This window comes from Actinokineospora pegani (assembly GCF_009745975.1).
Lineage (GTDB): Bacteria > Actinomycetota > Actinomycetes > Mycobacteriales > Pseudonocardiaceae > Actinokineospora > Actinokineospora pegani.
This window is the reverse complement of record NZ_WHOL01000108.1, coordinates 43616-70267: the sequence shown is the minus strand read 5'-3', so window position 1 is coordinate 70267 and position 26652 is coordinate 43616. Positions and strand designations below refer to the sequence as shown.

Annotated in this window: 25 protein-coding genes and 1 riboswitch; of the genes, 20 read left to right on the top strand and 5 right to left on the bottom strand. The window is 73.8% G+C overall.

Annotated features, from left to right (window positions below):
* The first annotated feature begins 156 nt into the window (after positions 1 to 156).
* The 13 genes from murG (at position 157) to GCL84_RS21815 (ending at position 11987) form a co-directional block, all read left to right on the top strand.
* Positions 157 to 1284: an undecaprenyldiphospho-muramoylpentapeptide beta-N-acetylglucosaminyltransferase gene (gene murG / locus GCL84_RS21875; RefSeq protein ID WP_235926564.1), complete on the top strand. Its 1128-nt coding sequence runs from the start codon at positions 157 to 159 to the stop codon at positions 1282 to 1284.
* Positions 1284 to 2690, top strand: coding sequence for a UDP-N-acetylmuramate--L-alanine ligase (gene murC, locus GCL84_RS21870; protein WP_156757402.1), 1407 nt, complete (start codon positions 1284 to 1286; stop codon positions 2688 to 2690). Before murG ends, murC begins: the two co-directional genes overlap by 1 nt.
* The gene (locus tag GCL84_RS21865) at positions 2687 to 3430 is read left to right on the top strand and encodes a cell division protein FtsQ/DivIB (RefSeq protein ID WP_156757401.1); all 744 of its coding nucleotides are present in this window, start codon (positions 2687 to 2689) and stop codon (positions 3428 to 3430) included. Before murC ends, GCL84_RS21865 begins: the two co-directional genes overlap by 4 nt.
* A 37-nt stretch (positions 3431 to 3467) precedes the next feature.
* Positions 3468 to 3983: a DinB family protein gene (locus tag GCL84_RS21860; protein WP_235926563.1), complete on the top strand. Its 516-nt coding sequence runs from the start codon at positions 3468 to 3470 to the stop codon at positions 3981 to 3983.
* A gap of 47 nt (positions 3984 to 4030) precedes the next feature.
* On the top strand, positions 4031 to 4543 hold the full coding sequence (locus GCL84_RS21855; RefSeq protein ID WP_156757400.1) for a DinB family protein: 513 nt from the start codon (positions 4031 to 4033) through the stop codon (positions 4541 to 4543).
* Between the two features lie 203 nt (positions 4544 to 4746).
* Entirely contained in the window at positions 4747 to 6117 is a 1371-nt protein-coding gene (gene ftsZ, locus GCL84_RS21850) for a cell division protein FtsZ (protein WP_156757399.1), read from the top strand.
* Positions 6118 to 6266: 149 nt separating this feature from the next.
* Positions 6267 to 6974, top strand: a complete 708-nt coding sequence (gene pgeF / locus GCL84_RS21845) for a peptidoglycan editing factor PgeF (protein ID WP_156757398.1) — start codon at positions 6267 to 6269, stop codon at positions 6972 to 6974.
* Positions 6971 to 7699 (top strand): YggS family pyridoxal phosphate-dependent enzyme, encoded by a 729-nt coding sequence (locus GCL84_RS21840; protein WP_156757397.1) that lies wholly within the window; start codon positions 6971 to 6973, stop codon positions 7697 to 7699. Before pgeF ends, GCL84_RS21840 begins: the two co-directional genes overlap by 4 nt.
* Before the next feature lie 105 nt (positions 7700 to 7804).
* Positions 7805 to 8464 (top strand): cell division protein SepF, encoded by a 660-nt coding sequence (locus GCL84_RS21835; protein WP_156757396.1) that lies wholly within the window; start codon positions 7805 to 7807, stop codon positions 8462 to 8464.
* 19 nt (positions 8465 to 8483) lie between these two features.
* Positions 8484 to 8768: a YggT family protein gene (locus GCL84_RS21830; protein ID WP_156757395.1), complete on the top strand. Its 285-nt coding sequence runs from the start codon at positions 8484 to 8486 to the stop codon at positions 8766 to 8768.
* A gap of 46 nt (positions 8769 to 8814) precedes the next feature.
* On the top strand, positions 8815 to 9642 hold the full coding sequence (wag31, locus tag GCL84_RS21825) for a DivIVA-like cell division protein Wag31 (RefSeq protein WP_156757394.1): 828 nt from the start codon (positions 8815 to 8817) through the stop codon (positions 9640 to 9642).
* A gap of 79 nt (positions 9643 to 9721) precedes the next feature.
* On the top strand, positions 9722 to 10249 hold the full coding sequence (locus GCL84_RS21820; protein WP_156757393.1) for a hypothetical protein: 528 nt from the start codon (positions 9722 to 9724) through the stop codon (positions 10247 to 10249).
* Positions 10250 to 10382: 133 nt separating this feature from the next.
* On the top strand, positions 10383 to 11987 hold the full coding sequence (locus GCL84_RS21815; protein ID WP_235926562.1) for a penicillin-binding transpeptidase domain-containing protein: 1605 nt from the start codon (positions 10383 to 10385) through the stop codon (positions 11985 to 11987).
* Here the strand turns inward: GCL84_RS21815 and GCL84_RS21810 are convergent.
* From GCL84_RS21810 to GCL84_RS21800, 3 genes are read right to left on the bottom strand one after another with little or no spacing between them, the layout of a single operon-like run.
* The gene (locus tag GCL84_RS21810) at positions 11980 to 12519 is read right to left on the bottom strand and encodes a class F sortase (protein ID WP_407924419.1); all 540 of its coding nucleotides are present in this window, start codon (positions 12517 to 12519) and stop codon (positions 11980 to 11982) included. The genes GCL84_RS21815 and GCL84_RS21810 overlap by 8 nt on opposite strands.
* A 41-nt stretch (positions 12520 to 12560) precedes the next feature.
* Positions 12561 to 13427, bottom strand: a complete 867-nt coding sequence (locus GCL84_RS21805) for a DUF4397 domain-containing protein (RefSeq protein ID WP_156757391.1) — start codon at positions 13425 to 13427, stop codon at positions 12561 to 12563.
* A 13-nt stretch (positions 13428 to 13440) separates the two neighbouring features.
* The gene (locus GCL84_RS21800; protein WP_156757390.1) at positions 13441 to 15261 is read right to left on the bottom strand and encodes a hypothetical protein; all 1821 of its coding nucleotides are present in this window, start codon (positions 15259 to 15261) and stop codon (positions 13441 to 13443) included.
* Between the two features lie 450 nt (positions 15262 to 15711).
* Here GCL84_RS21800 and GCL84_RS21795 point away from each other — a divergent pair, with 450 nt between their 5' ends.
* From GCL84_RS21795 to GCL84_RS21770, 6 genes are all read left to right on the top strand, one after another.
* The gene (locus GCL84_RS21795; protein WP_156757389.1) at positions 15712 to 15984 is read left to right on the top strand and encodes a DUF167 domain-containing protein; all 273 of its coding nucleotides are present in this window, start codon (positions 15712 to 15714) and stop codon (positions 15982 to 15984) included.
* A 132-nt stretch (positions 15985 to 16116) separates the two neighbouring features.
* A complete protein-coding gene (locus tag GCL84_RS21790) occupies positions 16117 to 17598 on the top strand; it encodes a potassium/proton antiporter (protein WP_156757388.1) in 1482 nt (493 codons plus the stop codon).
* Between the two features lie 62 nt (positions 17599 to 17660).
* A riboswitch (SAM riboswitch) is annotated at positions 17661 to 17777 on the top strand.
* 34 nt (positions 17778 to 17811) lie between these two features.
* Positions 17812 to 19167, top strand: coding sequence for an aminotransferase class V-fold PLP-dependent enzyme (locus tag GCL84_RS21785; RefSeq protein WP_156757387.1), 1356 nt, complete (start codon positions 17812 to 17814; stop codon positions 19165 to 19167).
* 85 nt (positions 19168 to 19252) lie between these two features.
* Positions 19253 to 19834, top strand: coding sequence for a signal peptidase II (gene lspA, locus GCL84_RS21780; protein WP_235926558.1), 582 nt, complete (start codon positions 19253 to 19255; stop codon positions 19832 to 19834).
* Between the two features lie 37 nt (positions 19835 to 19871).
* Complete coding sequence (locus GCL84_RS21775; RefSeq protein ID WP_156757408.1) at positions 19872 to 20756, top strand: RluA family pseudouridine synthase; 885 nt, start codon at positions 19872 to 19874, stop codon at positions 20754 to 20756.
* Between the two features lie 94 nt (positions 20757 to 20850).
* Complete coding sequence (locus GCL84_RS21770) at positions 20851 to 21117, top strand: hypothetical protein (protein WP_156757385.1); 267 nt, start codon at positions 20851 to 20853, stop codon at positions 21115 to 21117.
* Positions 21118 to 21126: 9 nt separating this feature from the next.
* Here the strand turns inward: GCL84_RS21770 and GCL84_RS21765 are convergent, their stop codons facing one another.
* Both GCL84_RS21765 and GCL84_RS21760 read right to left on the bottom strand, forming a co-directional pair.
* Positions 21127 to 22098 carry a polyadenylate binding domain-containing protein gene (locus tag GCL84_RS21765; protein ID WP_156757407.1) on the bottom strand — a complete coding sequence of 324 codons (972 nt, stop codon included), beginning with the start codon at positions 22096 to 22098 and terminating at the stop codon, positions 21127 to 21129.
* 94 nt (positions 22099 to 22192) lie between these two features.
* Positions 22193 to 22834, bottom strand: coding sequence for a nucleoside/nucleotide kinase family protein (locus GCL84_RS21760; protein WP_156757384.1), 642 nt, complete (start codon positions 22832 to 22834; stop codon positions 22193 to 22195).
* A gap of 110 nt (positions 22835 to 22944) precedes the next feature.
* Between GCL84_RS21760 and dnaE the strand changes: the two genes are divergently transcribed.
* Positions 22945 to 26475, top strand: coding sequence for a DNA polymerase III subunit alpha (dnaE, locus tag GCL84_RS21755; protein ID WP_156757383.1), 3531 nt, complete (start codon positions 22945 to 22947; stop codon positions 26473 to 26475).
* Positions 26476 to 26652: the final 177 nt, after the last annotated feature.

The following is a 26652-nucleotide window of genomic DNA, read 5'->3' as shown; positions in this document are numbered from 1 at the left end:
GCCGACCGGCCTCGCCCGCCGGGGCGCCCCGGCCGCCGACCCGCGCAGGCGCGGGGACGGCGGGCGCGCCGGACACGGCCGGGCCTCGGGTGGTGCGCCCGTCGCCAGGCAGAAGATGACCCGCGGCACGCCGCGGACCGCTAAAGGAGGACGTCGTTGACGGTAGGCCCCACCGGTGGGAACGGAGCGGCCCGCACGGGCCCGTGCGTGGTGGTGGCGGGGGGTGGCACGGCCGGGCACATCGAGCCCGCCCTCGCCCTCGCTGACGCGGTGATGCGGCTGCGTCCCGACGCCCGCGTCGTCGCGCTGGGCACCGAGCGCGGCCTGGAGAAGACCATCGTGCCCCAGCGCGGCTACCCGCTGGAGATGATCCCGCCGGTCCCCATGCCCCGCAAGCCCAACGTCGACCTGCTCAAGCTGCCGCTCAAGGTGCGCTCGGCGATCAAGGACACCCGCGAGGTGCTCGACCGGGTCGGCGCCGACGTGGTGGTCGGCTTCGGCGGCTACGTCGCGCTGCCCGCCTACCTCGCCGCCCGCGGCCGGGTGCCGATCGTCGTGCACGACTCCAACGCCAAGGCGGGCCTGGCCAACAAGGTCGGCGCCCGCTTCGCCCACCGGGTCGCGGTGGCCGTCCCCGGCACCGGCCTGCCCGGCGAGGAGGTCGTCGGCATCCCGCTGCGCGAGTCGATCCTGCGGCTGGACCGCGCGTCGCTGCGCGCCGAGGCCCGCCGGTTCTTCGGCCTGCACCCGACCGCGCCGACGCTGCTGGTCACCGGCGGTTCGCAGGGCGCGCGCTCGATCAACAACGCGGTGTCCGGCGCGGCGGCGGAGTTCGCCGCCGCCGGGATCGGCGTGCTGCACGCGCACGGCCGCAACAACAGCGTCGCCGTGCAGCAGGTCAAGGGCGCGCCCGCCTACGTCGCGGTGCCCTACCTGGAGCGGATGGACCTGGCGCTGGCCGCCGCCGACGCCACCCTCTGCCGCTGCGGCGCGATGACCGTCGCCGAGGTCTCCGCGGTCGGCCTGCCCGCCATCTACGTCCCGTTGCCGCACGGCAACGGCGAGCAGGCGCTCAACGCGGGCCCGGTCGTCCAGGCGGGCGGCGCGCTCATGATCGACGACGAGGACCTGACCGCGCGGCGGGTGGCCACCACGCTCATCCCGCTGCTCAAGAACCGCCCCCAGCTCACGTCGATGTCGACGGCGGCACGGGGTTCGGGGCACCGCGAGGCCGCCGACGTGCTGGCCCGCATGGTGCTCGACGCGATCGGCAAGGGGGCCTGATGGACGGACTGCTCGAGCGCGCGCACCTGGTCGGCATCGGCGGCGCGGGCATGTCGGGCATCGCCCGCATCCTGCTCGCCAGGGGCAAGGCGGTCTCCGGCTCGGACGCCAAGGAGTCGCGGGCCAACCTGGCCCTGCGCGCCCAGGGCGCCAGGATCGCGGTCGGGCAGGCCGCGGCCAACCTCGACCTGCTCGACGGCGGGCCCACGGCGGTGGTCGTCTCCACCGCCATCAAGGCCGACAACCCCGAGCTGGTGGCGGCCAGGGAGCGGGGCCTGCGGGTGCTGCACCGGTCCGAGGCGCTGGCCGCGCTGACGGCCGGGCACCGGGTCGCCTGCGTCGCGGGCACCCACGGCAAGACCTCGACCACGTCGATGCTCACCGTGGCGCTGCAGCAGTGCCGGATGGACCCGTCGTTCGCCATCGGCGGCGACCTCAACGAGTCCGGGGCCAACGCCCACCACGGCACCGGTGGCGTGTTCGTCGCCGAGGCCGACGAGAGCGACGGCTCGTTCCTGGTGTTCTCCCCGACGGTGGCGGTGGTGACCAACGTCGAGGCCGACCACCTCGACCACCACGGCACCGTCGAGGCCTACACCGCCGTGTTCGACCGGTTCGTCGAGCGGATCGAGCCCGGCGGCGTGCTCATCGCCTGCGCCGACGACCCGGGCTCGGCCGCGCTGGCCGCAGGCGCCGAGGCGGCGGGGGTGCGGGTGCGCCGCTACGGGCGCGCCGCCGCGGGCCCCGAGGACCTGGTGCTGCTGGACTACCAGGCCGAGGGCGTCGTCGGCGTGGCCCGGGTGTCCCTGGGCGGCGAGGAGTTCGAGCTGCGCGTCGCCGTGCCCGGCGAGCACATGGCCGTCAACGCCATGGCCGCCTACCTGGCCGGGGTGGAGCTGGGCGCGCCCGCGGCGGAGCTGGCCGCGGGCATCGGCGCGTTCGGCGGGGTGCGCAGGCGCTTCGAGTCCAAGGGCGTCGCGGGCGGGGTCTGGGTGTTCGACGACTACGCCCACCACCCGACCGAGGTCGCCGCGCAGCTCGCGGCGGCGCGCCCGGCCGCGTTCGGCGGCCGGGTCGTGGTCGTCTTCCAGCCGCACATGTACTCGCGGACGGCCACCTTCGCCACCGAGTTCGGCGCCGCGCTGGCCGCCGCGGACGAGGTCGTGGTGCTCGACGTGTTCGGCGCCCGCGAGGAGCCGGTGCCCGGGGTCAACGGCGCGCTGATCGCCGACGCGATCCCGCTGCCGCCCGCGCGGGTGCACTACGAGCCCGCCTTCGACAAGGCCACGACCCTGGTCGCCGACCTGGTCCGCGACGGCGACCTGGTGATCACCATGGGCGCGGGCGACGTCACCATGCTCGGCCCCGAGGTGATCGCCGAGCTGGAACGGCGGGCGGGCGGATGACCGGCGCCACCCAGCGGCGGACCCGCCCGCCCCGGCGCAGGCCACCGAGGGCGGCGCAGCGCCCGCCCCGGCGCCGCGTGCCCACGCGCTACCTGGTCCGCCGCTGGGTGGTGCTCGGGGTGGCCGTGGCGCTCACCGCCGCGGTCGTCGTCGTGTTCTGGACACCGCTGCTGGGCGTGCGCGACATCGAGGTGTCGGGGACCGCGGAGCTCACCGCCGACGAGGTCCGCGCCGCCGCCTCGGTGGAGTTGGGCGCCCCGCTGGTCCGGCTGGACACCAACGAGGTCGAGCAGCGGATCGCGCGACTGCCCAGGATCGACTCGGTGCGGGTCAGCCGGTCGTTCCCCGGCACGGTGCGGATCTCGGTCAGCGAGCGCACGCCGGTGCTGGTCGTCCAGCGCGACGACGGCATGCACCTGGTCGACGGCACCGGCCGCGACTTCAGCACCCTCGACGCCGCCCCCGCCGGGCTGCCCGCGCTGGAGCCGACGGGCGCCGCGGCCACCACGGCGGCGGCCGTCGCCGTCTCGGCGCTGTCCGACCAGCTCACCGCCCTGGTGGCCTCGGTCACCGCGCCGAGCGAGGTCGACATCCGGCTCACCCTGGCCGACGGCCGGGTGGTGCGCTGGGGCGGGCAGGAGGCGTCCGCGCACAAGGCGGCCATCCTGGGCCCGCTGCTGTCCCAGCCGGGCGAGACCTACGACATCGCCGCCCCGGACTTCCCGACCATCGCCGGGTAGTCACCGGTTGTCGGACCCCGGTGCCACACTCCGCGCCGTGGACCAGACACCGAACGCGGACCAGCGCGTCTTCCCGCCGTGGCTGGGCGGGACCCGCGCGCAGGTCGCGGGCTTCATCGACTTCATGCGCGACGTGGTCGTGCGCAAGGCGTCCGGCCTGTCCGAGGTGGACGCCCACCGCGCCGTGCTGCCCTCGCCGCTGATGACCGTCACCAACCTGCTCTCGCACCTGCGCTGGGTGGAGGCGTACTGGTTCGGCACCGTGCTCGAGGGCGAGCCCGACCGCGCGCCCCGGGCAGACCGGGACCCGGACGCCGACTACCGCGCGGGTGAGGGGCTGACTCTCGGCCAGGCCATCGCCGACTACACCGCGCAGTGCGCGGTCAGCCGCGAGATCGCCGCCCGCCACGACGACGACGAGGTCCTGCCCTTCGGCGACGGCGGACAGGTCACGGTGCGCTGGGTGCTGCTGCACATGGTCGAGGAGACCGCCCGCCACGTCGGCCACCTCGACGTCATCCGCGAACTGCTGGACGGCGCGACCGGCGTCTGACCCGGCGCGGCCGGGAACTGTCGGGGGTCTGCGCCAGGATGTCCGACATGGCTGAGTCAGCGGGCCCCGACACCCGCGTCGAACCGCCCTGGACGGGCGACGAGGTGGGGACGGTCGCCGGTTTCCTGGACTTCCTGCGCGCCACCGTGGTGCGCAAGGCGTCCGGGCTGTCCGAGGAGCAGGCCCGCCGGGCCGTGCTGCCCTCGCCGCCGATGACGGTCGCGGGCCTGCTCTCGCACCTGCGCTGGGTGGAGGCGTACTGGTTCGCGCACGTCCTCGGCGGCGAGCCGGACACCGCGCCGCGCTCCGCGACCGACCCCGACGCCGAGTTCCGCGTCGCGGCGGGGACCACCCTGGCCGACCTGGTCGGCGGGTACGAGGCGGCGTGCGCGCGCAGCCGGGAGGTCGTGGCGGCCATGGCGCCCGGGGACACCGTGGAGTTCCGCGGCGAGCGCTTGTCGGTGCGCTGGGTCCTGGTGCACATGGTCGAGGAGACCGGCAGGCACGCGGGCCACCTCGACGTCATCCGCGAGCTGCTGGACGGCGCGACCGGGGAGTGACCGGCGAGCGGGCGGCGCACGCGCGCACGTCCCGTTGCCAACAACCGCGATGCCGCACGGCGTGGCGGCTGGATACCGCGCGTCCAGGTATCTACCTTCCTTCCATAGTTCGGGGTTGACAGAACTCTCACTCTCTGGTTGAGGTCGAGGGTCCGCACCCCGACGAGCACTCGCTGGACCACGAATTCAGGAAGGCGGCTTCCATGACGCCCCCGCACAACTACCTCGCCGTGATAAAGGTCGTCGGCATCGGTGGCGGCGGCGTGAACGCCGTCAACCGCATGATCGAGGTCGGTCTGAAGGGCGTCGAGTTCATCGCGGTGAACACCGACGCGCAGGCGCTGCTCATGTCCGACGCCGACGTCAAGCTCGACATCGGCCGCGAGCTGACCAGGGGCCTCGGCGCGGGCGCCAACCCCGAGGTCGGCACCAAGGCCGCCGAGGACCACCGCGAGGAGATCGAGGAGGTCCTCAAGGGGGCCGACATGGTCTTCGTGACCGCGGGCGAGGGCGGCGGCACCGGCACCGGCGGCGCGCCGGTCGTGGCCTCGATCGCCCGCAAGCTCGGCGCGCTCACCATCGGCGTGGTCACCCGCCCGTTCTCCTTCGAGGGCAAGCGGCGGGCCAAGCAGGCCGAGGACGGCATCCAGGAGCTGCGCAACGAGTGCGACACGCTCATCGTAATCCCCAACGACCGGCTGCTGCAGCTCGGCGACGTGGGCGTCTCGCTGATGGACGCGTTCCGCTCCGCCGACGAGGTGCTGCTCTCCGGTGTCCAGGGCATCACCGACCTGATCACCACCCCGGGGCTGATCAACCTCGACTTCGCCGACGTCAAGAGCGTCATGTCCGGCGCGGGCTCCGCGCTGATGGGCATCGGCTCCGCGCGCGGGGAGGGCAGGGCGGTGCAGGCCGCGCAGAAGGCGATCAACTCGCCGCTGCTGGAGGCCTCGATGGACGGCGCGCACGGCGTGCTGCTGGCCATCGCGGGCGGCTCCGACCTCGGCCTGTTCGAGATCAACGAGTCCGCCTCGCTGGTGCAGGAGTCCGCGCACCCCGAGGCCAACATCATCTTCGGCACGGTGATCGACGACTCGCTCGGCGACGAGGTCCGGGTGACCGTGATCGCCGCGGGCTTCGACGCGGGCCAGCCCACGCACAAGAAGCTGGAACCCTCGGCCATCCGGTCGACGAGCTCGGCCACGGCCGCCGCGCAGGCCGAGCCCAGGCCCGCGGTGCAGCAGGCCCCGGAGCCCACGCCGCCACAGCAGCAGGCTCCGCAGCAGCAGCAGCAGCAACAACAGCAGCAGCAACAACAGCAGCAGCAACAGCAGCAGCAGACGCAGCAGCACCACCAGGAGCAGGCTCCGCAGCCGCCCGTCCAGCAGCAGCAGCAGACCTACACCCAGCCGGACGCCTACGCGCCCAGGACGGTCACCCCGGCGACCCCGCCGCCCGCCTCGGTGCCCCGGCCGCTGTCCGGCGGCGGCTCCGGCGCCCTGCCGCAGCGGGCCGTCCCGGTCACCGAGGACCCGGACGACGAGGTCGACGTGCCGCCGTTCATGCGCAGGTAGCCACCGCGCGACCACACCGTGAACCCCGGCACTCCCCGTGCCGGGGTTCACGGCTCTGCGGGGTGCGCGGCTTTGTCAGCGCCCCCCGATAGGTTGTGGGCGTCCGGCCCGGACCGGTTCGGCGGCGAACGAGGATGAGGGGTGCGACGGTGCGCATTCGGCGGGTGGTCACCACACGCGAGGGCGGGGTCTCCCGGGCTCCGTACGAGTCGTTCAACCTCGCCGACCACGTCGGCGACGCCGAGGCCGACGTGGCGGCGAACCGGGTGCGGCTGGCCACCGAGCTCGGCCTGCCCCCGGACCGGGTGGTGTGGATGGAGCAGGTGCACGGCCGCACCGCCGCCGTGGTCGACGGCCCGCTGCCCGCCCCGGTGGAGGCCACCGACGCCCTGGTCACCACCGAGCCCGGTCTCGCGCTGGTCGTCCTGACCGCCGACTGCGTCCCGGTGCTGCTCGCCGACCCCGAGGCCGGGGTCGTCGCCGCCGTGCACGCGGGCCGCGTCGGGGCGCGGGTCGGGGTCGTGCCCGCCGCGCTGGCGGCCATGCGCTCGGCCGGGGCCGACCCGGACCGGGTCGAGGCCCTGCTCGGCCCAGCCGTCTGCGGCGACTGCTACGAGGTCCCGCAGGCCATGCAGACCGATGTGGAGCGCCACCTGCCCGGCAGCGCCTGCCGCACCCGCGGCGGCACCCCGGGGTTGGACCTGCGCGCCGGGCTCTGGCGCCAGCTCGCCGACGCCGGGGTCGCCCGCATCGGCATCGACCCGAGGTGCACGGTCGAGGACAGGTCGCTGTTCAGTCACCGCAGGGACGGGACCACTGGGCGATTGGCCGCGGTCACCTGGGTGGACCCGGCATGACCGCCCGCAGCGCGGAGATCGCCGCCAACCTCGCCGAGGTCCGGGCGCGCGTCGAGGCCGCCTGCGCCAGGGCCGGGCGCGACCCGGCCGGGGTCCGGCTGCTCGGGGTGAGCAAGACCTTCCCGGCCGAGGACGCCATCGCGCTGGCCGAGCTGGGCGTGCTCGACCTCGCCGAGAACCGCGAGCAGGAGGCGGGCCCGAAGGCCGGGCGCGTCGCCGAACTGCGCCCCGACCTGCCGATCCGCTGGCGCATGGTGGGCCAGTTGCAGCGCAACAAGGCCCGCGCGGTGATCCGCTGGGCCGCTGAGGTCCAGTCGGTCGACTCGACCCGGCTGGCGGCCGCGCTGGCCAAGGCCGTCGGCAACGCCGTCGCGGCGGGGGAGCGCGGTGAGCCGCTCGACGTGCTCCTGCAGGCGAGCATCGATGGCGACCCCGCTCGCGGTGGCTGCCCGCTCGCGGACCTCCCCGCGCTCGCCGAGGAGGTATCTCGTTCGAGTGATCTTCGACTCCGTGGGATCATGGCGGTGGCGCCCCAGGGCGTCGAACCCGCCGCGGCGTTCGACCGGCTGGCCGCCGCAGCGGCGCGGCTGAGGGTGTCATATCCCACGGCCACGGAGTTGTCCTGCGGGATGAGTAACGATCTTGAGGACGCGATCGACTACGGGTCGACCTGCGTGCGTGTCGGAACCGCCCTCCTGGGGCGGCGCGGTTTAGCCTCCCCGTGACAGGGGTTCCGGGAACCTTGAGCCCGGTGGGACGGTTGAGACGTGTGAGGCACGGGTAGGTCTGCACACATGAGACCGAAGGCCGGGGAGTCGCGGAGGTAGTCGATGAGCACGCTGCAGAAGCTGAAGGCCTACTTCGGCATGGTCCCCGCGGACGAGTTCGACGACTACGACCTCGACGACTACGACCGCAGGGGCTACGGGCACCGCCCGGAGTACCTGGCCGACGGCGGGTACGACAACGAGTACGACGACAACTACGCCGCTGGGCGCGGTCGTCGTCCCGGCCGCTACCGCGCCGACGCCGACGACTACGAGCCGGGCGGACGAACCCGCCAGCGCCCGTGGGCGGCGCCGACGCCGGTCTCGGTCGTGCCCACGGCGGTGCCCGTCGCCGTGGACACCCAGGGCGCGCTCGCGGTCGACCCCCGCCGGGAGCCCGCGCGCCCGCGTGAGACCGAGCAGCCGGTCCCCTCGGGGTACCCGCTGGGCCGGGTGGTGACGCTGCACCCGACCAGCTACTACGAGGCCAGGACGATCGGCGAGCACTACCGCGACGGTCGTCCGGTGATCATGAACCTGACCGAGCTCGAGGACGGCGACGCCAAGCGGCTCGTCGACTTCGCGGCCGGTCTGGCGTTCGCGCTGCGCGGCTCGATGGACAAGGTCACCAACAAGGTGTTCTTGATCTCACCCCCCAACGCCGACCCCACCGCCGAGGACCGGCGGCGGTTGGCCGAGGGCGGGTTCACGGGCCGCACCTGAGTAATGGCAGAGTTGAAGAGTGGAACCACTGCGTCTCGCCGCTTACTGGGTGTTTTTCGCCTTCTGGCTGCTGCTGACCGCCCGTGTGGTGGTCGAGCTCGTCCGCACGTTCGCCAGGGAGTGGCGTCCCGCGGGTGGGGTTGCGGTGGCGCTGGAGACCATCTACACAGTGACCGACCCTCCCGTGCGTCTGGTCCGTCGGATCATCCCGACGGTTCGGATCGGGGGCGTGGGCCTAGACCTATCGATTATGGTGCTGCTGTTGGTCGTATTCATTCTGATGCGGCTGGCCTATCCCGGGTAACGGGGAACTTGGGTGCCTGCAGCCCTGGAGCGCGTGAGGTGATCAGATGTCGTTGACCCCCGCTGACGTGCACAACGTCGCGTTCAGCAAGCCTCCTATCGGGAAGCGGGGCTACAACGAGGACGAGGTGGACGCTTTCCTCGACTTGGTCGAGGTGGAGCTGTCTCGCCTGATCGAGGAGAACAACGACCTTCGTGCGAAGGTCGAGCAGCTCGACGCGCAGCTCGAGTCCGCGCGAGCCGACCTCGATGACGCCCGCTCCGGCGCGGCCTCCCCGGTTCGTGCTGTGGAGGAGCCCCGCAGGCTCAACCCGGTGCCCCCGCCCAGCGCCCTGGAGCAGACCAGCCCCGGCGGTGGTGGTGACCACCACGTGCAGGCGGCCAAGGTGCTCGGCCTGGCGCAGGAGATGGCCGACCGGCTGACCGGTGAGGCCAAGGCCGAGGCGGACACCATGCTCGCCGAGGCGCGGACGAAGTCCGAGCAGCTCCTGTCGGAGGCCCGCACCAAGTCCGACACGATGGTCAACGAGTCCCGCACGCGGGCCGAGACCCTCCTGACCGACGCGCGCACCCGGGCGGAGACCCTCGAGCGGCAGGCCCGCGAGAAGGCCACCTCGCTCGAGCGCGACGCCCAGCGCCAGCACACCGAGATCCTCGGCGCGGTGCAGGCGGAGCGGACCACGCTGGAGAAGAAGATCGACGAGTTGCGGACGTTCGAGCGCGAGTACCGCACCCGGCTCAAGACCTTCCTCGAGTCGAGCCTGCGCGAGCTGGGTGACCGCGGTTCCGCGGCGCCGAGCACGGCGGAGGGCTCCCGCGCGGCGACCGGCCAGCAGAGCGGCTACTCCTTCGGCCCGCGCGCCGAGGCAGGCTGACCCACGGACGACGCCGGGCGGTGCGCCCGCGAGCTGGTGACAGCTCGCGGGTCGGACTGCCCGGCTTCCGGGAGCCGTTGTGCTGATCATCGTCCTGGTACTGGTCCTGGTGGCGTTCGGCCTGCTGGTCGCCGCCCTCACCACGGCCAACACACTGTTCGCCTGGCTGTCTGTCGTGGTCAGCGTGGCCGCCGCCGCCCTCTTGGTGGCGGACTGGCTCGGTTCCCGCAAGCGCAAGCAGGAGGCGAGCGGGATCGAGCAGCCCGCCGCCGTGGCGTCCGAGTCGGGAGTTGACGACGAGCCGGAGCCCGATGACGTCCCGGACCCGGCCGACGAGTCCCCAGCAGCCGCCGCCGTGGAGGTCCCGGAGGACGAGCCGGGCGAGGAGCCCACCGACGTCTCCGACCGGTTGGTGGTCTCGGACCTGACCGACGAGGTCCGCGTCCTCGACGAGCGCCCGCGCTACCACTTGGCCTCCTGCCCGTTCCTCTCCGGCAAGCCGTCGCTGACGCTGGCGGTGTCCGAGGCCAGGCAGCTCGGGTTCACCCCGTGCGCGCTGTGCACGCCGGACAGCGTGCTGTCCGCGCGCCACCGCGCCGCCGACTGACCAGTTGTGCGGGAACGGTGTAGATAACGCCACCATTCGGTAGCGCGCCTACCGGAAAGCCCACCCACTTGGGAAGCTGGTGACAGCGCGATCGCCGCGCGTCGGGGGTACTGGGGATTCTCTGGGGGTAAGCGTGTCTTCGACGCGCAGGCGGTGGATTCTGTCCATCGGCGGGTTGGCCGTGGTCGTCATCGTCGTGTTCGGCTACTTCTCGGTGCAGCCGGGCAAGCCGGTGGGCGGCGGGGGAGTGGACGAGGTCGCGGTGGCCCGCGACCGGTCAGCGGGCGAGGTCGCGCAGGCGTACCTCGACGCCGTGCGGTCGGAGGACTTCACGACAGCCGGGGCGCTCACCGACAACCCCGCCGAGTCGGCGGCTGTCTGGGAGCAGACCAGGACCGCGTTGCGGGTTCCCGTCGTGTTCTCGTTCTCGCCCGCGGCCGAGACCGGGGACGTCGTGCGGCAGTCGGTGACCGTGAGCTGGCAGATGGCCGGGGGCGAGGCGTGGACCTACGCGGTCACGGTGCCGCTGGCCAAGGCCGCGGGCGGGTGGCAGGTGCGGTGGTCGCCCGAGGTGGTGCACCCGCGGTTGGCCGCCGGGCAGCGGCTCGCGGTGCCGCGGTCGTCCGCGAGCACCGTGGCGGTGGTGGACGGCGCGGGCAGCCCGCTGCTGCACTGGTCCGGCGCCGACCTCGCGCCGGTCGCAGGCGTGCGGCTCGACCCGTCGCTGGTCGGCGCGGTCAAGCGCGCGGTGACGCGGGAGGCGCCCGCGGCGAGCGCGTCGGTGGCGCTCGTCGACGCGGCCGGGGCGACGGTGGCGACGCTGTTCGGGACCCCGCCCGCGACCGCCGAGCCCGCCAAGCTGACCGTGGAGCTGCCGGTGCAGGCCGCCGCCGATGCCGCCGTGGCCGGCGCGAACGCGCCGACCACGCTGGTGGCCATCCGGCCGTCGACCGGCGGCATCCTCGCCGTCGCGGCGGGCGGGGGGTCGGACGTGCCGCGCGCCTTCCAGGGCCTGTACCCGCCGGGGTCGACGTTCAAGGTCGTCACCGGGGCCGCCGTGCTCGGCGCGGGCACCGGCCTCAACACGGTCCTGCCGTGCCCGGGGTCGACCACCGTCGGCACCCGCACCATCCGCAACGCCGACTTCGACCTCGGCCAGGTCCCGCTGCGCACGGCGTTCGCCGAGTCGTGCAACACCACCTTCGCCACCCTCGCCGGTGACCTCCCGCTCGACGCCCTGCCCGCCGCGGCCGCCCGGTTCGGCCTGGCCGCCGACTTCGAGATCCCCGGTCTCACCACCCAGACCGGCGTGGTCGAGCCCGCCGGGGACAAGTCCGAGCAGGCGGAGAACAGCATCGGCCAGGGCACCGTCCGGACCAGCCCGTTCGGCGTGGCCCTGATGAGCGCCACCGTCGCCAAGGGCGGGGCGGTCACCCCCCGGCTGTTCGCCGACCTGGACACCGAGGTCAACACCGGCTACCAGGCCCTGCCCAAGGCCGTCCTCGACGGCCTGCGCACCATGATGCGCGAGGTCGTCACCCAGGGCCGCGGCTCGGCCCTGGCCCCCTACGGCGCCTCGGGCAAGACCGGCACCGCCCAGTACGGCGACGGCTCCACCGCCCACGGCTGGTTCACCGGCTACCGCGGCGACGTCGCCTTCGCCGTCCTGGTCGAGACCGCGGGCGCGGCCGCCCCCGCGGTCGGGGTGGCGGGCCGGTTCCTGGCGGGCCTCAAGTGAGCGCCCACCCCGCCGAGGCGAACACGACGACGTTGTCGCGGTAGGAGCGGCGCTCGGTGTCGAAGGAGCCCCCGCAGGTGATCAGGCGCAGGGCGGCGCCGGGGACGGGCGCGTAGACGGCGTCGGTGGGGAAGGCGGCTTTGGGGTAGTGGCGCACCTCGTCCACTGTGAACTCGGCGGTGGTGTCGTCGTCGCGGCGCACGGTGATGCGGTCGCCGGGGGCCAGTTCCCGGAGGCGGAAGAAGACCGCCGGGCCCGTTCGGGAGTCGACGTGGCCCGCCAGGACGGCCGGGCCCACGTCGCCGGGGACGGTCCCGGCGGCGTACCAGCCGACCCTGGCGAAGTCGGTCGGCGCCGTCAGCTCACCGTTGGCGCCCAGGGTCAGGGGGACCAGGTCGGTCTCGTCGACCCCGATCGCCGGGATCGTCAGCCCCACCGGCGCCGTGGGCGCCGGTGGGGCCAGGCTCCCGGGAGCCGCGGGAGAAGGGGGTGCCGGCGCGGACTGGGGCCCTGCTGAGCACGAGGTGACCACCAGGGCCGCGACGAGCGCGGCCCTGGCGGTCGCCGCGGCCGTCATCGGCGGGCTGGTCGCCGGGTTCCCAGCGCGGCGGCGGCGAGGAGGGCGAGGGCGGCCAGCGCGGGCCAGGGCCACAGGTCTATTGAGGATTGAACGGGTGCGGCCGTGCCACCCGCGCCGGTTTCCACGCCCAGCAGGGGTTTCGCGCCCGGGCCCGCGCTGTCGACGAGCGCGGTGGCGACCAGGGCGCCGTCCGACTCCGTGACCAGGAGGGTGGTCGACGACCCGGAGCGGACGTCGACCTCGGTCGGGGTGCGGCCCGAGCCGCCGCGCAGTTCGAGGGAGTGGTTGCCCTCGGCCATCTCCTGGTACGGGGTGGTGACCCCGTACGAGACGGCGTCGGCCAGGGTGTTCGACGCGCCGCCCACCTCGACGGTCACCGGGGCCAGGGTTGAGGTGCCCTGTACGACGCGGACCCGGCCGGTGCCGGGCCCGGGGGCGGTCAGGTCGTCGACCACCAGGTCGCCGCGCAGCGTGCCGTCGGGGCCGGTGGCGAAGACCAGCAGCGAGTAGGCGGTGTCGCCGGCGATCTCCACGGTGGCGGTCAGCGCGGGCGGGGAGGTGGGCGCGGCGTCGGCGGGGCGCATCGCCACCGTGTACGCGCCGGGGCGCAGCGAGGAGTACGGGGTCACCGCGCCGTACCCGGCCTTGCGGACCACGGCCCGCTCCGGGCCGCCGAAGGCCGACAGGTAGACGTCGACCGGCGGCACCTTGGGGGACAGGTGCCCCAGGCGCACCCAGCCCAGGTCGGGCCCGGGGGCCCGCTCGGCCGCGTCCGCCGAGGCCGCGACGGCCAGCAGGGCGGACACGACGAGCGTCGCGGCCACGATGATCGTGCACAGCGGGAAACGGCGGGGCCGCATCGCAGCATTCCTCTCAAGGGGTGTCGAACGGGGCGAGCAGCCCCGCCGGGGCGCCGGGCGGGTACCGCACCAGTACGCCGTCGGGACCGGTGGAGACCGACTCGGGGCGGTAGGGGCCGCGTTGACCGGCGAAGTAGCGGGCGACCTGCTCGGCCTGCTCACCCGCGGCGACCAAGACGACCTGCCGCCGGGGCGCCCCGGCGGCGTCCTCGCCCGCGACGGGGGGCAGCGCGCCGATCCGCACCGGTCGGGACGAGGCGAGCCCGGCGAGCGCGGTGAGCACCCGGGGGTCGGTGTGGCCCGCGCGCAGCGCGGCGGCCACGGCGGGGTGGGAGGTGACGCGGGGCGAGTCCGCCAGGGCCGCCCCGGCCCGGGCGCGCGCCCCCGCCTCGGTCGAGACCACGGAGGTGCCGGGGCGCAGGACGGCCACCTGCTCGGGGCCCGCGCCGAACACGGCCATCACCTCGCCGCGCGTCGGGGCGGCGGCGAGCAGGGTGGACGGGCCCAGCGGGCGTTCGACCGGGCGGGCCCGCTGCCGTGGGCTGAGCAGGACCCACGCCTCGGCCGGGCACTGCTCCCCGCAGGCGGAGGCGCGCAGCGTGGTGGCGGGGTCGCGGCCGGAGTCGACCAGGTCCACCCAGGTGCCGTCGTCGACGATGACCGGGGTGCCGGGCAGGTTGTCGCGCAGCCAGCCCGCGGCACCCGCGACGGGTGCGGGGGCGGCCGCGTCCGCGGTGAACGCGTTCGGCCAGTGGGGCGCGGTCAGGACCAGGGCCAGCACCGCGGCCAGCGCGATCGGCGCGCGCAGGAGCAGGGCGCCGACGCGGCCGCGGTGGGCCAGCGCGCGCTCGACCACGCCCGCGCCGAGCAGCACGGCGGGCGCGGCGGCCACCGCGGCCGCCCCCGCCCCCGGCCCGCCCGGCACCAGCGCCAGCGCGAGCAGGGCGACGACGCCGACCGCCAGCGGCCGGAGCCGGAAGCAGAACAGCCCGCCGACCGCCCCGACCACGCACACCGCGGCCACGGCCGGGTCCAGTCCCGCCCACAGCAGCGGGTCCGGCCCGTCCCCGGCCGACCGCAGGCCGCTGAGCGCGCCGCCGAGGCCGAGCCCGAGCCCGGCGCCGAGGGCGAAGGTCGCGCCGAGCACCTGGGCCAGGCGCCTGCGCCCGCGCCGCCAGACCAGCCACGCCGCCGTCCCGGCCAGCGCGACGGTGATCGGCGCGGTGATCACGGAGACGACCAGCAGCAGCACGGCCCACAGGTCCGGCGCCGGGCGGCGGTGCCGGTTGTGCGTCCACAGCAGAGCCAGCCCGCACAGCGCCCACGGGGTCGCGATGTTCTCCGGCCGCAACCCCACCTGCGCGGCCACCACCAGCGGCGACAGTGCCGCGACGGTGCCCGCCGCGGCGGCCGACCAGCGGGTCAGCCCCATCCGGCCCGCCAGCACCCACAGGAGCACGGCGGTCGCGGCGGCGGCGAACGCGGTGGCCTCGCGGGCGCCCGCGAGCGGGGAGGCGTGCCGGGCGAACGCGTCGGTCGCGGCCGTGTAGAGACCCGCTTGCAGCCAGGCCAGCGAGGCGTCGGCGGGCCCGTCGAGCAGGACGCCGAGCCGGTCGAGGGCGAAGGTCTGGGCCAGGTGCCTGGCCTCGCCCGCCTGCGCCGCGGTGGACCCGGCCGCCAGGCGCACCACGGCGGTGACCGCGGCCAGCGCCACCGCCGCGGCGATCGCGAGCAGGGTGCGTTCGGTCGCGCGGGACTGCTCGTCGGCGGCCCAGCGCCAGGCGCGCGGGATGGGGTGGGCAGCGGGCCGGTCGGTCCAGCGGTGCGAGGTCATGGGCAGCCAGGGGTGCGCGGGTGAGCGGGTGGACCGCCGTTGGGGACGACGTCGACTGAGGCCGTGCTTCGAGGCCGGGGGGACACCGCGCGCGCTGCGGTGGGGCAATAGTAGACCGCACTCACGCAATTGCGAATTGCAACTTTACGTGTCGGCGGAGTACGGCTGACCGGGTGATGGAGTAGCTGAGCTTACGCTGTACGGGTGCTGTGCGGGCCGCTTGGAGCCGTGTCCGGCCCCCTGGATCGCCAAGTGGTGGGTGCTGTGCCACTCGATCCGGTGATGCGCGAGCCCGTGGGCCACGATCGCGTGATTCCTGGCGGGAATGCGACAGTTTGCGGACAATCGCAACACGACCGGGGCCGAACGTCGCAGTCCCTTGGTTCCGGTGCGGGCCGGTGCGGACGAGGTCGTAAGGTCAGGCTGTCGACCACGAGCGCGGGAGGGCTGATGCGGTTCACCATCCGGGTGCGGCCCGGCGCCCGCGCGGACGCCGTCGGCGGGCGCCGGGGAGACGCGCTCGTCGTGTCCGTGGCGGCGCCCGCGGTGGAGGGCAGGGCGAACGAGGCGGTGTGCAAGGTGCTCGCCGGGGCCTTCGGGGTGCGCGCGCGGGACGTGGCGATCGTCCACGGCGACCGGGGCCGGGACAAGCTCGTGGAGATCGAGCCCGCACCGCCGGACGGGCCGGGCCTGCTCGCCCGGCTGCGCGACAGCGCGTCGTGACCCGTGCCTCACCTGGGGGCGCGGTCGCGGTGAACCGCGGCGGACCGCCCGGGGTGGGAGACAATGCCCGGTGGTCGACCGCACGACTTGGCCCACTCCGGCGGGGAGTGGCATGAGCCGCAGGAGGTGTGGGTGAGCGACCTGACCCTGGCGTTGGGGATCGGGGCCGCGGTCCTGTTGCTGGCGGTGCTGGCGGTGCGCGTCTCGACGCGCCTGGGCCTGCCCTCGCTGCTGCTCTACCTCGCGCTCGGCGTGCTCGTCGGCGAGGCCGGGCTGGGCATCGAGTTCGCCAACGCCGAACTGACCCAGTCGCTCGGCCTGGCCGCGCTGGTCATGATCCTCGCCGAGGGCGGGCTCACCACCCGCTGGTCGGAGGTCAAACCCGCGCTCGGGCCGGGCATCGCGATGTCCACAGTGGCCGTCGGGCTGAGCATCGGGATCACCGGCGCCGCGCTGCACTACCTGCTGGGCTTCGACTGGCGGCTCGCCCTGCTGTGGGGCGCGGTGCTCGCCTCGACCGACGCCGCCGCGGTCTTCAGCGTGCTGCGCAACCTCTCGGTCACCCGCAGGCTCGTCGGCTCGCTCGAACTCGAGTCCGGACTCAACGACGCCCCCACCTACATCGCCGTGGTGCTGCTGGCCTCCACCGACCCGGTGACCTGGAGCCTGCCGCTGGTGCTGGGCTACCAGTTGCTCACCGGCGCCGTCCTGGGCGTGGGCCTGGGCTGGCTGGGCGCGCAGGCGCTGCGCCGCGCCGCGCTGCCCGCCACCGGCCTGTACCCGCTGGCCACCGTCGCGGTCTGCTTCCTGGCCTTCGCCGCCGGGCAGGGCGCGCACGCCTCCGGTCTGCTCGCCGCCTACGTCGCGGGCCTGGTGCTGGGCAACTCCAAGCTGCCGCACCGCTCCGACACCGTCTCCTTCGCCGAGGGCGTGGGCTGGCTGGCCCAGATCGGCCTGTTCGTCCTCTTGGGACTGTTCGCCTCGCCGTCGCGGCTGATCGACGCCCTGGTGCCCGGCCTCGTCGCGGGCGCGGTGCTGACCCTGCTGGCCAGACCCATCTCGGTGCTGGTGTCGATGGCGCCGTTCCGGATGCCCTGGCGAGAACAGCTCTTCCTGTCCTGGGCGGGACTGCGGGGCGCGGTGCCCATCGTGCTGGCGATGATCCCGCTGTCGCAGGGGGTGCCCGGCGCGCAGCAGCTCGTCGACGCCGTGTTCGTGCTCGTGATCGTGCTGACCCTGGTCCAGGGCACCACCCTGGGCGCGCTGGCGAAGGTGCTCAGGCTCGACAGTGGGGCCCGGCCCAAGGGCGTCGACGTGGACGTGGCCACCCTCGACGAGATCGACGCCGAGCTGCTGCAGGTCACCATCCCCGCGGGCTCGAAGCTGCACGGCGTCTACCTGTCCGAGCTGCGCCTGCCGCCGGGCGCGACGGTCAGCCTCGTCGCGCGCGCGGGCGGGGCGTTCACCCCGGTCTCGACCACGCGCCTGCAGGAGCTCGACCAGGTGCTCGTGGTGACCACGCAGGACGCGCGCGTGGCCACCGAGAGCCGCATCCGAGCGGTCGACCAGGCAGGCCGCTTCGCCAAGTGGAAGGGCGTCAGCGGGGATAGCTGAGTCTCATCCGGGTGGCCCGGGCTACCGGTCCACCCGGGTTGGGGTTATCGTCGAGCACGAAAGGTCATGAGTCCCAGCGCCAAGCCCCGGCTCGCTGGGCGGCAACCCTCCTCCGCGGTGGGGTGCCCCGGGTGAAGACCAGGTCCCCCCGCGCGGTGCGGGCGGGGCAAGCGCGGACCCGTCGCACCGGGTCCCCAGGACCCGGAGGCAGACATGACGCTCGCGATCCCCAGCCCCACCCGCGCCGCCGAGGCGGTCCCCGCCGTGCCGCCGGTCGTCGGCTCGCGGCTGGTGGTCCCGCTGGTGGACGGCACCCGCGTGCCGTACGCCAACCTCGACCACGCCGCCAGCGCGCCCTGCCTGGAGGCGGTGCGCGACGCCGTGGACGAGCTGCTGCCCTGGTACGCCAGCGTGCACCGGGGCGCGGGCTTCGCCTCCCAGGTCAGCACCCGCGTGCTGGAGCAGTCCCGCGAGGTGCTGCGCCGGTTCGTCGGCGCCCACCGCACCGACGCGGTCGTGTTCACCCGCAACACCACCGACAGCCTCAACCTGCTGGCGCGGGCGGTGCCCGGGGGAACCTCCGTGGTGCTGTTCGACACCGAGCACCACGCCGCACTGCTGCCCTGGCGCGGGCCGCGGGTGCGCAGGCTGCGCACCCCCGCCGACGCGGACGGGGCCGTGCGCGCGCTGGACAACGCGCTCGCCGAGTGCGCTGCCGGGCCGCGCCTGGTCGTGCTCACCGCCGCCTCCAACGTCACCGGCGAGCTCTGGCCGGTCGCCGAGCTGGCCGCGGTCGCCCGCCGCCACGGCGCCCGGACCGTCCTCGACGCCGCGCAGCTCGCCCCGCACCGCCCGGTCGACATCGGCGCGCTCGACGTCGACTGGGTCGCGCTGTCCGGGCACAAGCTCTACGCCCCGTTCGGCGCGGGCGCGCTGATCGGCCGGGCCGACTGGCTGCGCGCCGCCGAGCCCTACCTGGCGGGCGGGGGAGCGACGGCGTCGGTCACCGACCGCGGCGACCGGCTCGCTGTCAGCTGGTCGCCCGGTGTGGAGCGGCACGAGGCCGGGTCGCCCAACGTCGTCGGCCCGCACGCGCTGGCCGTGGCCTGCGAGACCATCACCCGCCACGGCTGGGACGCGGTGGTCGAGCACGAGCGGGTCCTGCTGAGCAGGTTGCGCGCGGGCCTGGCCACCGTCCCCGGCCTGCGCCCGCTCGACCTGTTCGGCGCCGACCGGGTGGGCGTCGTCAGCTTCACCGTCGACGGGCTCGACTCGGGCCTCATCGCCGCCGCCCTGTCCGCCGAGCACGGCATCGGCGTGCGCGACGGGCTGTTCTGCGCGCACATCGCCACCGAGCGGCTGCTGCGCCGCGCGGGCGGCCACGAGAAGCGGGCCGTGCGGGCCAGCATCGGCCTGGCCACCACCGCCGAGCACGTCGACCGGCTGGTCTCCGCGCTGCGCTCGCTGGTCGCCGACGGGCCCGCGGCCGAGTACCACCTCGTCGACGGACGCTGGGCCCCCGTCGACGACCCGCGCCCGCTGCCCCCGTTCGTGCGCGAGGTGCGCTGAGAGGGGCCGCGCGGCCACCGTGGACAATGGTGCGGTGAGCAGTGGTGAGCACGATGGTGTGACGGATGAGCCAGGAGTCGGGCAGGTGACGCCGAACCCGGCGCCGCTGCCCCCGCGGCGGGCGGTGTTGTTGCTGGTCACGGCGTTCCTCGTGTACGCGCTGGACCTGGTCACCAAGATCCTGGTCACCGCCAACCTCGAGGGCGAGCCTCCGGTGCGCATCCTCGGCGGCGTGGTCTACCTCGACCTGATCCGCAACTCCGGCGCCGCGTTCTCCATGGCCAGCGGGATGACCTGGTTGCTGACCCTGGTCGCGATCGGCGTCGTCGTGGCGATCGTCTGGATCATGCCCAAGCTGCGTTCGGTCGGCTGGGCGCTGGGCCTCGGCTTGGTCCTCGCGGGCGCGCTGGGCAACCTGACCGACCGGCTGTTCCGCGCCCCCGGCCCGTTCGTGGGCCACGTCGTCGACTTCGTCTCCCTGTTCGGGCCGAACGGGGAGTACTTCGCGGTGTTCAACGTCGCCGACTCCGGCATCAGCGTGGGCGGCGTGCTGATCGTCCTGCTGGCCCTGCGCGGCCGCGAGTTCGACGGGTCCATCATCAAGAAGGAACCGAAGAAGCCCAAGGGTGAGAAGCCTGTGAAATCCGAGGAGACCGCCGGTGAGTGACCTGCGCACGCTCCCCGTGCCCGACGGCCTCGACGGCATGCGCGTCGACGCAGGCCTGTCCAAGCTGCTCGGCCTGTCGCGCACCGTCGTGGCCACCCTCGCCGAGTCCGGCGACGTCCTGGTCGACGGCCGCCCGGCGGGCAAGTCCGACCGGCTGGTCGCGGGCGCCTGGCTGGAGGTCGCCCTCCCGCAACCGGAGCGCCCGGTCGAGGTCAAGGCCATCGCCGTCGAGGGCCTGGAGGTCATCCACCAGGACGACGACGTCGTGGTGGTCGACAAGCCCATCGGCGTGGCCGCCCACCCCAGCCCCGGCTGGAGCGGGCCGACGGTCATCGGCGGCCTCGCCGCCGCGGGCCTGCGCATCTCCACCTCCGGCGCCGCCGAGCGCCAGGGCGTCGTGCACCGCCTCGACGTCGGCACCACCGGGGTCATGGTCGTGGCCAAGAGCGAACACGCCTACACCGCGCTCAAGCGGGCGTTCAAGGAGCGCACGGTCGAGAAGCGCTACCACGCCCTGGTCCAGGGCCACCCGGACCCGAGCGAGGGCACCATCGACGCCCCCATCGACCGCCACCCCCGCCACGACTACCGGTGGGCGGTGGTCGCGGGCGGCAAGCCCAGCATCACCCACTACTCCACCATCGAGGCGTTCCGCGCGGCGTCGCTGCTCGACGTCAAGCTGGAGACCGGCCGCACCCACCAGATCCGCGTGCACTTCAGCGCCCTGCGCCACCCCTGCGTCGGCGACCTCACCTACGGCTCCGACCCCACCCTGGCCAAGCGCCTGGGCCTGTCCAGGCAGTGGCTGCACGCCCGCACCCTGGGATTCCACCACCCCGCCGACGGCCAGTGGGTCGAGTTCACCAGCGACTACCCCGCCGACCTCGCGGGCGCCCTCGCCGTCCTCGCCGACGACTACTGACCCGCGTGTCCTGGGTGTTCTGGGTGTCGCGAGGCCCGGTCACCGGTTACCGTGAGGACCACGAGACCGGGCCGAGCGACCCACGGAGGCCGCCATGACCACCCCCCGCGACACCGACAACTTCACCGGCGACCTCATCGTCGACGGAGTGATCGGCGCCCCCGACGAGCAGCCCGCGGCCCCCACCGCCGCGCCGGACGCGGACACGGGCCGCATCCCGGTGCAGCAGCCCCCGGCGACGCAGCCCTTGACGGCGAAGCAGCCCCCGGCGGCGACAGAGCCGCCGACCGCGCCGATCCCGGTGCAGCGCGCGGACGAGCCGAAGAAGGGCTTCCTCGCCCGCCTCTTCAACCGCGGCTAGGGTCCCGCCCTAGTTCTCGACGGTCCAGTTCAGGGCCAAGTCCTCCTCGTCGGGCCGCGGGGTCCAGCGGACCGAGGTGACCGCCAGCTCCTCGGGCACGACGTACACGGTGTGCCCGCCCGCCGTCTCGCCGGGCGCGACACCGATGCGGTGCGGCGGCCGGGACGACAGCGAGACCGGGGCCTTGCCCACCGTCTCGCCCTCCGGGGTGACCAGCTCCAGGTACAGGTCGGGCAGGGTGCCGAACGGGATCGAGCCGCGGTTGGTCAGCTCGGTGTGCACGACCACCGAGCGCTCGCCCTCGCGCAGGCGGTACCCGGCGGCGGTGAACAGGTAGTCGGCCGGGTCCACGACCTCGACCAGGCGGACCGACAGGCGCTCGCCCTCCAGGCCCGAGGTCTCGAGGGCGTCGCCGACGGCGCCCTTGCGGCTGGCCGTCGTGCGGGTGGTCGGCTGCGTGCGGTCCACCGAGCCCATCGGGGCGGGCGGCTGGTCGCCCCTGGCCCAGGACGCCACCTGCGGCGGGCCCCAGGTGCTCATCGGCTCGCCCGCCGCCGGGAACGGCTGGCTGGGCGGGTTCTGCTGGAAGTTCTGCGTCACACCCTGGGCCAGGCCGACGTTCACCGGGCCGGAGTGCTGCGGCTGCGCGGCGAAGGGCTGGCTGGGCGGGCCGAGCGGGGCCTGGAACGGCTGGCTCGGCGGGTTGACCTGGTACGGGCCGCTGTGCTGGCCCGGGTGGCCGGGCTGCTGGTACTGCTGCGGGTAGGGCTGCTGGTACTGGCTGGGCGCGCCGTACCCCGGCTGCTGGTTCTGCTGCCTGGCCAACGCCGCGCGCAGGCCGTTCTGGTCGCACTCCACGCCCACGAGCAGCGGCAGGCCGGACCCGGACAGCGCGACGAGCCGCGAGGCCGCCTCGCGCGGGTCCATGCCCAGGCGCGCGGCGACCTCGTGCACCGCCGCCCTGCCCATCTCGGCCACCATGGCGAGCAGGCGCGCGTCAACTGGATCGACCACGGTGGGCACGCTACCCGGTCGACCACCCGCCCGCGCCGCCACGCCGCGACACGGGCCAAGATCACCCAGGCCGCCCCGCGGGCTCCAGCACGGCGGGGTGGCGCGGGTCGTCCCCGCGCACGCCGAGGTCGGCGGCGCGCAGCGGGTCGACCTCGCGGTCGTAGTCGGCGAAGGCGGGCAGCGCCCAGTGCTCGTCCGCGGGCAGCCCCCTCGCCAGCGCGCCGGGGGACAGCCACAGGTGCGCGGACAGCTCGTGCGGCAGGCCCCGGCCGAGCAGGAACTCCCCGTCGACCAGCACGACACCCCCGGCGGGCAGCCCCACGTACCCGGCGCGGGTGGCCCGGTCGGTCGCGGCGTCCCACAGCGCGGGCAGCGCCCGGCCGGACCCGCCGGGGCCGAGCGGGTCGAGGACCTCGCGGCGCAGCGCGGCCGCGTCGAGCCACCGGTCGCGGCGCGCGTCCGGGTCGCGCTTGCCGTGCTCGAAGCGCAGCGACGCCGGGCGCAGGAAGTCCCCCGCGCGCACCCTGAGCACCTCCCGCCCCAGGACCCTCAGCGGGTCGACCGCGGCGTCGGCGAGCGCGTCCGGCCGGGCGGGCCCCGCCCCGTCCACGAGCACCCTGGTCCACCCCGCGCGGTCACGCGCGGCGACCCGCTCGACCAGTTCGGTGACCAGTGCCTCGGGGCGCACGGGGCGGAATCTCATGCGCATGTTCCTATCAGCTTTCCGGAAAATACAAGGGAAGTGGCGACCGGCGGGGACACGCGCGGCCCCAATGCCGCGCGCCGCCCGCCGCCATCGCTAGGGTGTTCGACGTGGCCGACTCCTTCGCTCATCTGCATGTGCACACCGAGTACTCGATGCTCGACGGAGCGGCCAAGCTCAAGGACATGTTCGCCGAGTGCGAGCGGCTCGGGATGACCTCGGTGGCCATCACCGACCACGGCCACACCAACGGCATCTACGACTTCCACCAGCAGGCCACCAAGGCCGGGATCAAGCCGATCCTGGGCATCGAGGCCTACGTCGCGCCCGCCTCGCGCCACACCAAGGACCGGGTCCGCTGGGGCGACCCCGGCCAGAAGTCCGACGACGTGTCCGGCAGCGGCGCCTACACCCACCAGACGATCTGGGCGAAGAACGCGGCGGGCCTGGGCAACCTGATGCGGCTGTCGAGCCGGGCCTCGATGGAGGGCCAGCTCGGCAAGTGGCCGCGGATGGACCGGGAGCTGATCTCCGAGCTGTCCGACGGCCTGATGGCCACCACCGGCTGCCCGTCCGGCGAGGTGCAGACCCGGTTGCGGCTCGGCCAGCCCGCCGAGGCGCTGCAGGCCGCAGCCGACTGGCGCGACATCTACGGCAAGGACAACTTCTTCGTCGAGCTGATGGACCACGGCCTCGAGATCGAGAACCGGGTCCGCGGCGGCCTGGTCGAGATCGCCCGCAAGCTCGACATCCCGTTCGTGGTCACCAACGACTCGCACTACACCTACAAGGACGACAGCACCGCCCACGACGCGCTGCTGTGCGTGCAGACCGGCAAGACCCTGCAGGACCCGACCCGGTTCAAGTTCGACGGCGACGGCTACTACCTCAAGTCCCCGGACGAGATGCGCGCGGTCGACTCCTCCGACCCGTGGCAGGAGGGCTGCCGCAACACCCTGCTGGTCGCCGAGAAGGTCGAGCCGGAGGGCATGTTCGCCGTCCGCAACCTGATGCCGAAGTTCCCGATCCCCGAGGGCAAGACCGAGGACGAGTACTTCCGCGAGCAGGTGTGGGCGGGCATGCGCCGCCGGTTCCCCGACGGCGTCGACGAGGAGCACAGCAAGCAGGTCGAGTTCGAGATCGGCGTCATCACCCAGATGGGCTTCCCGGCCTACTTCCTGGTGGTCGCCGACCTGATCGGCTGGGCCAAGTCCAACGGCATCCGGGTCGGCCCCGGCCGCGGCTCGGCCGCGGGGGCGCTGATCGCCTACGCGATGGGCATCACCGACCTCGACCCGCTGGCGCACGGGCTGATCTTCGAGCGGTTCCTCAACCCCGACCGGGTCAGCCCACCCGACATCGACATCGACTTCGACGAGCGCCGCCGCGGCGACGTCATCCGCTACACCACCGAGAAGTGGGGTGCGGACAAGGTCGCCCAGGTCATCACGTTCGGCACGATCAAGGCCAAGGCCGCGATCAAGGACTCCGCCCGGGTGCTCTACGGCCAGCCCGGCTACGCCATCGCCGACCGCATCTCCAAGGCCTACCCGCCCGCGGTCATGGCCAAGGACATCCCGCTCAACGGCCTGTTCGACCCGCAGCACAAGCGCTACGCCGAGGCCACCGAGATCCGCGAGCTCTACAACTCCGACCCGCAGGTCAAGGAGATCATCGACACCGGCCGCGGCATCGAGGGCCTGATCCGCAACGCGGGCGTGCACGCCTGCGCGGTCATCCTCTCGGCCGAGCCGCTGATGAACAGCATCCCGCTGTGGAAGCGGCCGCAGGACGGCTCGATCATCACCCAGTTCGACTACCCGACGTGCGAGTCGCTCGGCCTGCTCAAGATGGACTTCCTGGGCCTGCGCAACCTCACGGTGATCGACGACGCGCTGCGCAACATCGAGACCAACGGCAAGCCGGTCCCCGACCTGGAGACCCTCGGCCTCGACGACAAGCCCACCTACGAACTGCTCTCCCGCGGCGACACGCTCGGGGTGTTCCAGCTCGACGGCGGACCCATGCGCGACCTGCTTCGCCTGATGCGCCCCGACAACTTCGAGGACATCTCCGCGGTCGGCGCGCTCTACCGCCCCGGCCCGATGGGCGCCAAGTCGCACACCAACTACGCGCTGCGCAAGAACAAGCAGCAGGAGATCACCCCCATCCACCCCGCGCTGGCGGAGGGCCTGGAGGAGATCCTCGGCACGACCTACGGCCTGATCGTGTACCAGGAGCAGGTCATGGCCATCGCTCAGAAGCTGGCGGGCTACACGCTCGGCCAGGCGGACCTGCTGCGCCGGGCGATGGGCAAGAAGAAGAAAGAGGTCCTGGACGCGGAGTTCGTCAACTTCTCCGGCGGCATGGAGAACAACGGCTACCCCAAGGACGCGATCAAGACCCTGTGGGACATCCTCGTCCCGTTCGCCGACTACGCGTTCAACAAGGCGCACTCGGCCGCGTACGGGCTGGTGTCGTACTGGACGGCCTACCTCAAGGCCAACTACCCCGCCGAGTACATGGCCGGGCTGCTGACCTCGGTCCGCGACGACAAGGACAAGGCGGCCATCTACCTGGCCGAGTGCCGCAAGATGGGCATTACCGTCCTGCCGCCGGACGTCAACGAGTCGGAGAAGAACTTCGCCCCGGTCGGCCAGGACATCCGCTTCGGCCTCGGCGCCATCCGCAACGTCGGCGCCAACGTGGTCGACTCGATCATCAAGGCGCGCACCGAGAAGGGCGACTTCGTCGACTTCTCCGACTACCTGCGCAAGGTCGACACCACGGCGTGCAACAAGAAGGTCGTGGAGTCCCTGATCAAGGCTGGGGCGTTCGACTCGCTCAAGCACCCCCGCAAGGGCCTGTTCCTGATCCACACCGACGCCGTCGACGCGATCATGGAGACGAAGAAGGCCGAGGCCGTCGGCCAGTTCGACCTGTTCGGCGCGGGCGGCGGGGACGAGGACGTCTCCGGCGTATTCGATGTCCGGGTGCCCGACGAGTTCTGGGAGTCCAAGCACCAGTTGGCCCTGGAGCGGGAGATGCTGGGCCTGTACGTGTCCGGCCACCCGCTCAACGGCGTGGAGCACATCCTCACCGCCCAGTCCGACACCTCCATCCCGCACATCCTCGAGGGCAGCGTCTCCGACGGCGCCCAGGTCGTCCTCGGCGGCATCCTCGCCTCGGTCAACCGCCGGGTGAACCGCAACGGCGAGCCCTGGGCCTCGGCCCAGTTGGAGGACCTCACCGGCGGCATCGAGGTCCTCTTCTTCCCCAAGACCTACGCCGTGATCGGCATGGGCGTCCTCGAGGACGCCATCGTCCTGGTCAAGGCCCGGGTGGCCAAGCGCGACGACCGCATCTCCCTCATCGCCAACGACCTGGCGGTCCCGGACCTGTCCAACGCCGCGGGCGCCCCCTTCCGCCTGAGCATGGCGGCCACCAAGTGCACCCCGCCGCTGGTCGCCCAGCTCAAGGACGTCCTGGCAGGGCACCCCGGCACCACCGAGGTCCACCTCAAGCTGATCAACGGCCACCGCCAGACCCTCCTCAAACTCGACGACGCCCTCCGCGTCAGCCCCTCGCCATCCCTGATGGGCGACCTCAAGGCCCTCCTGGGCCCGGGGTGCCTGTCCTAGCCCCGAGCGATGCCCGCCCGCAGGCGACCACCGCCATCAGCGAGCCGGCCCGCTTCCCCGATTAGGCCATGGCCGCCGAGCCCGCCGACCTGGTGTGGCGGGACAGCACCCTGGCCCGCGGCCTCCGATCGCGGCCGGTCCGCCTCACCTGATCCTCACGCTGGGTCACCGCTCGAC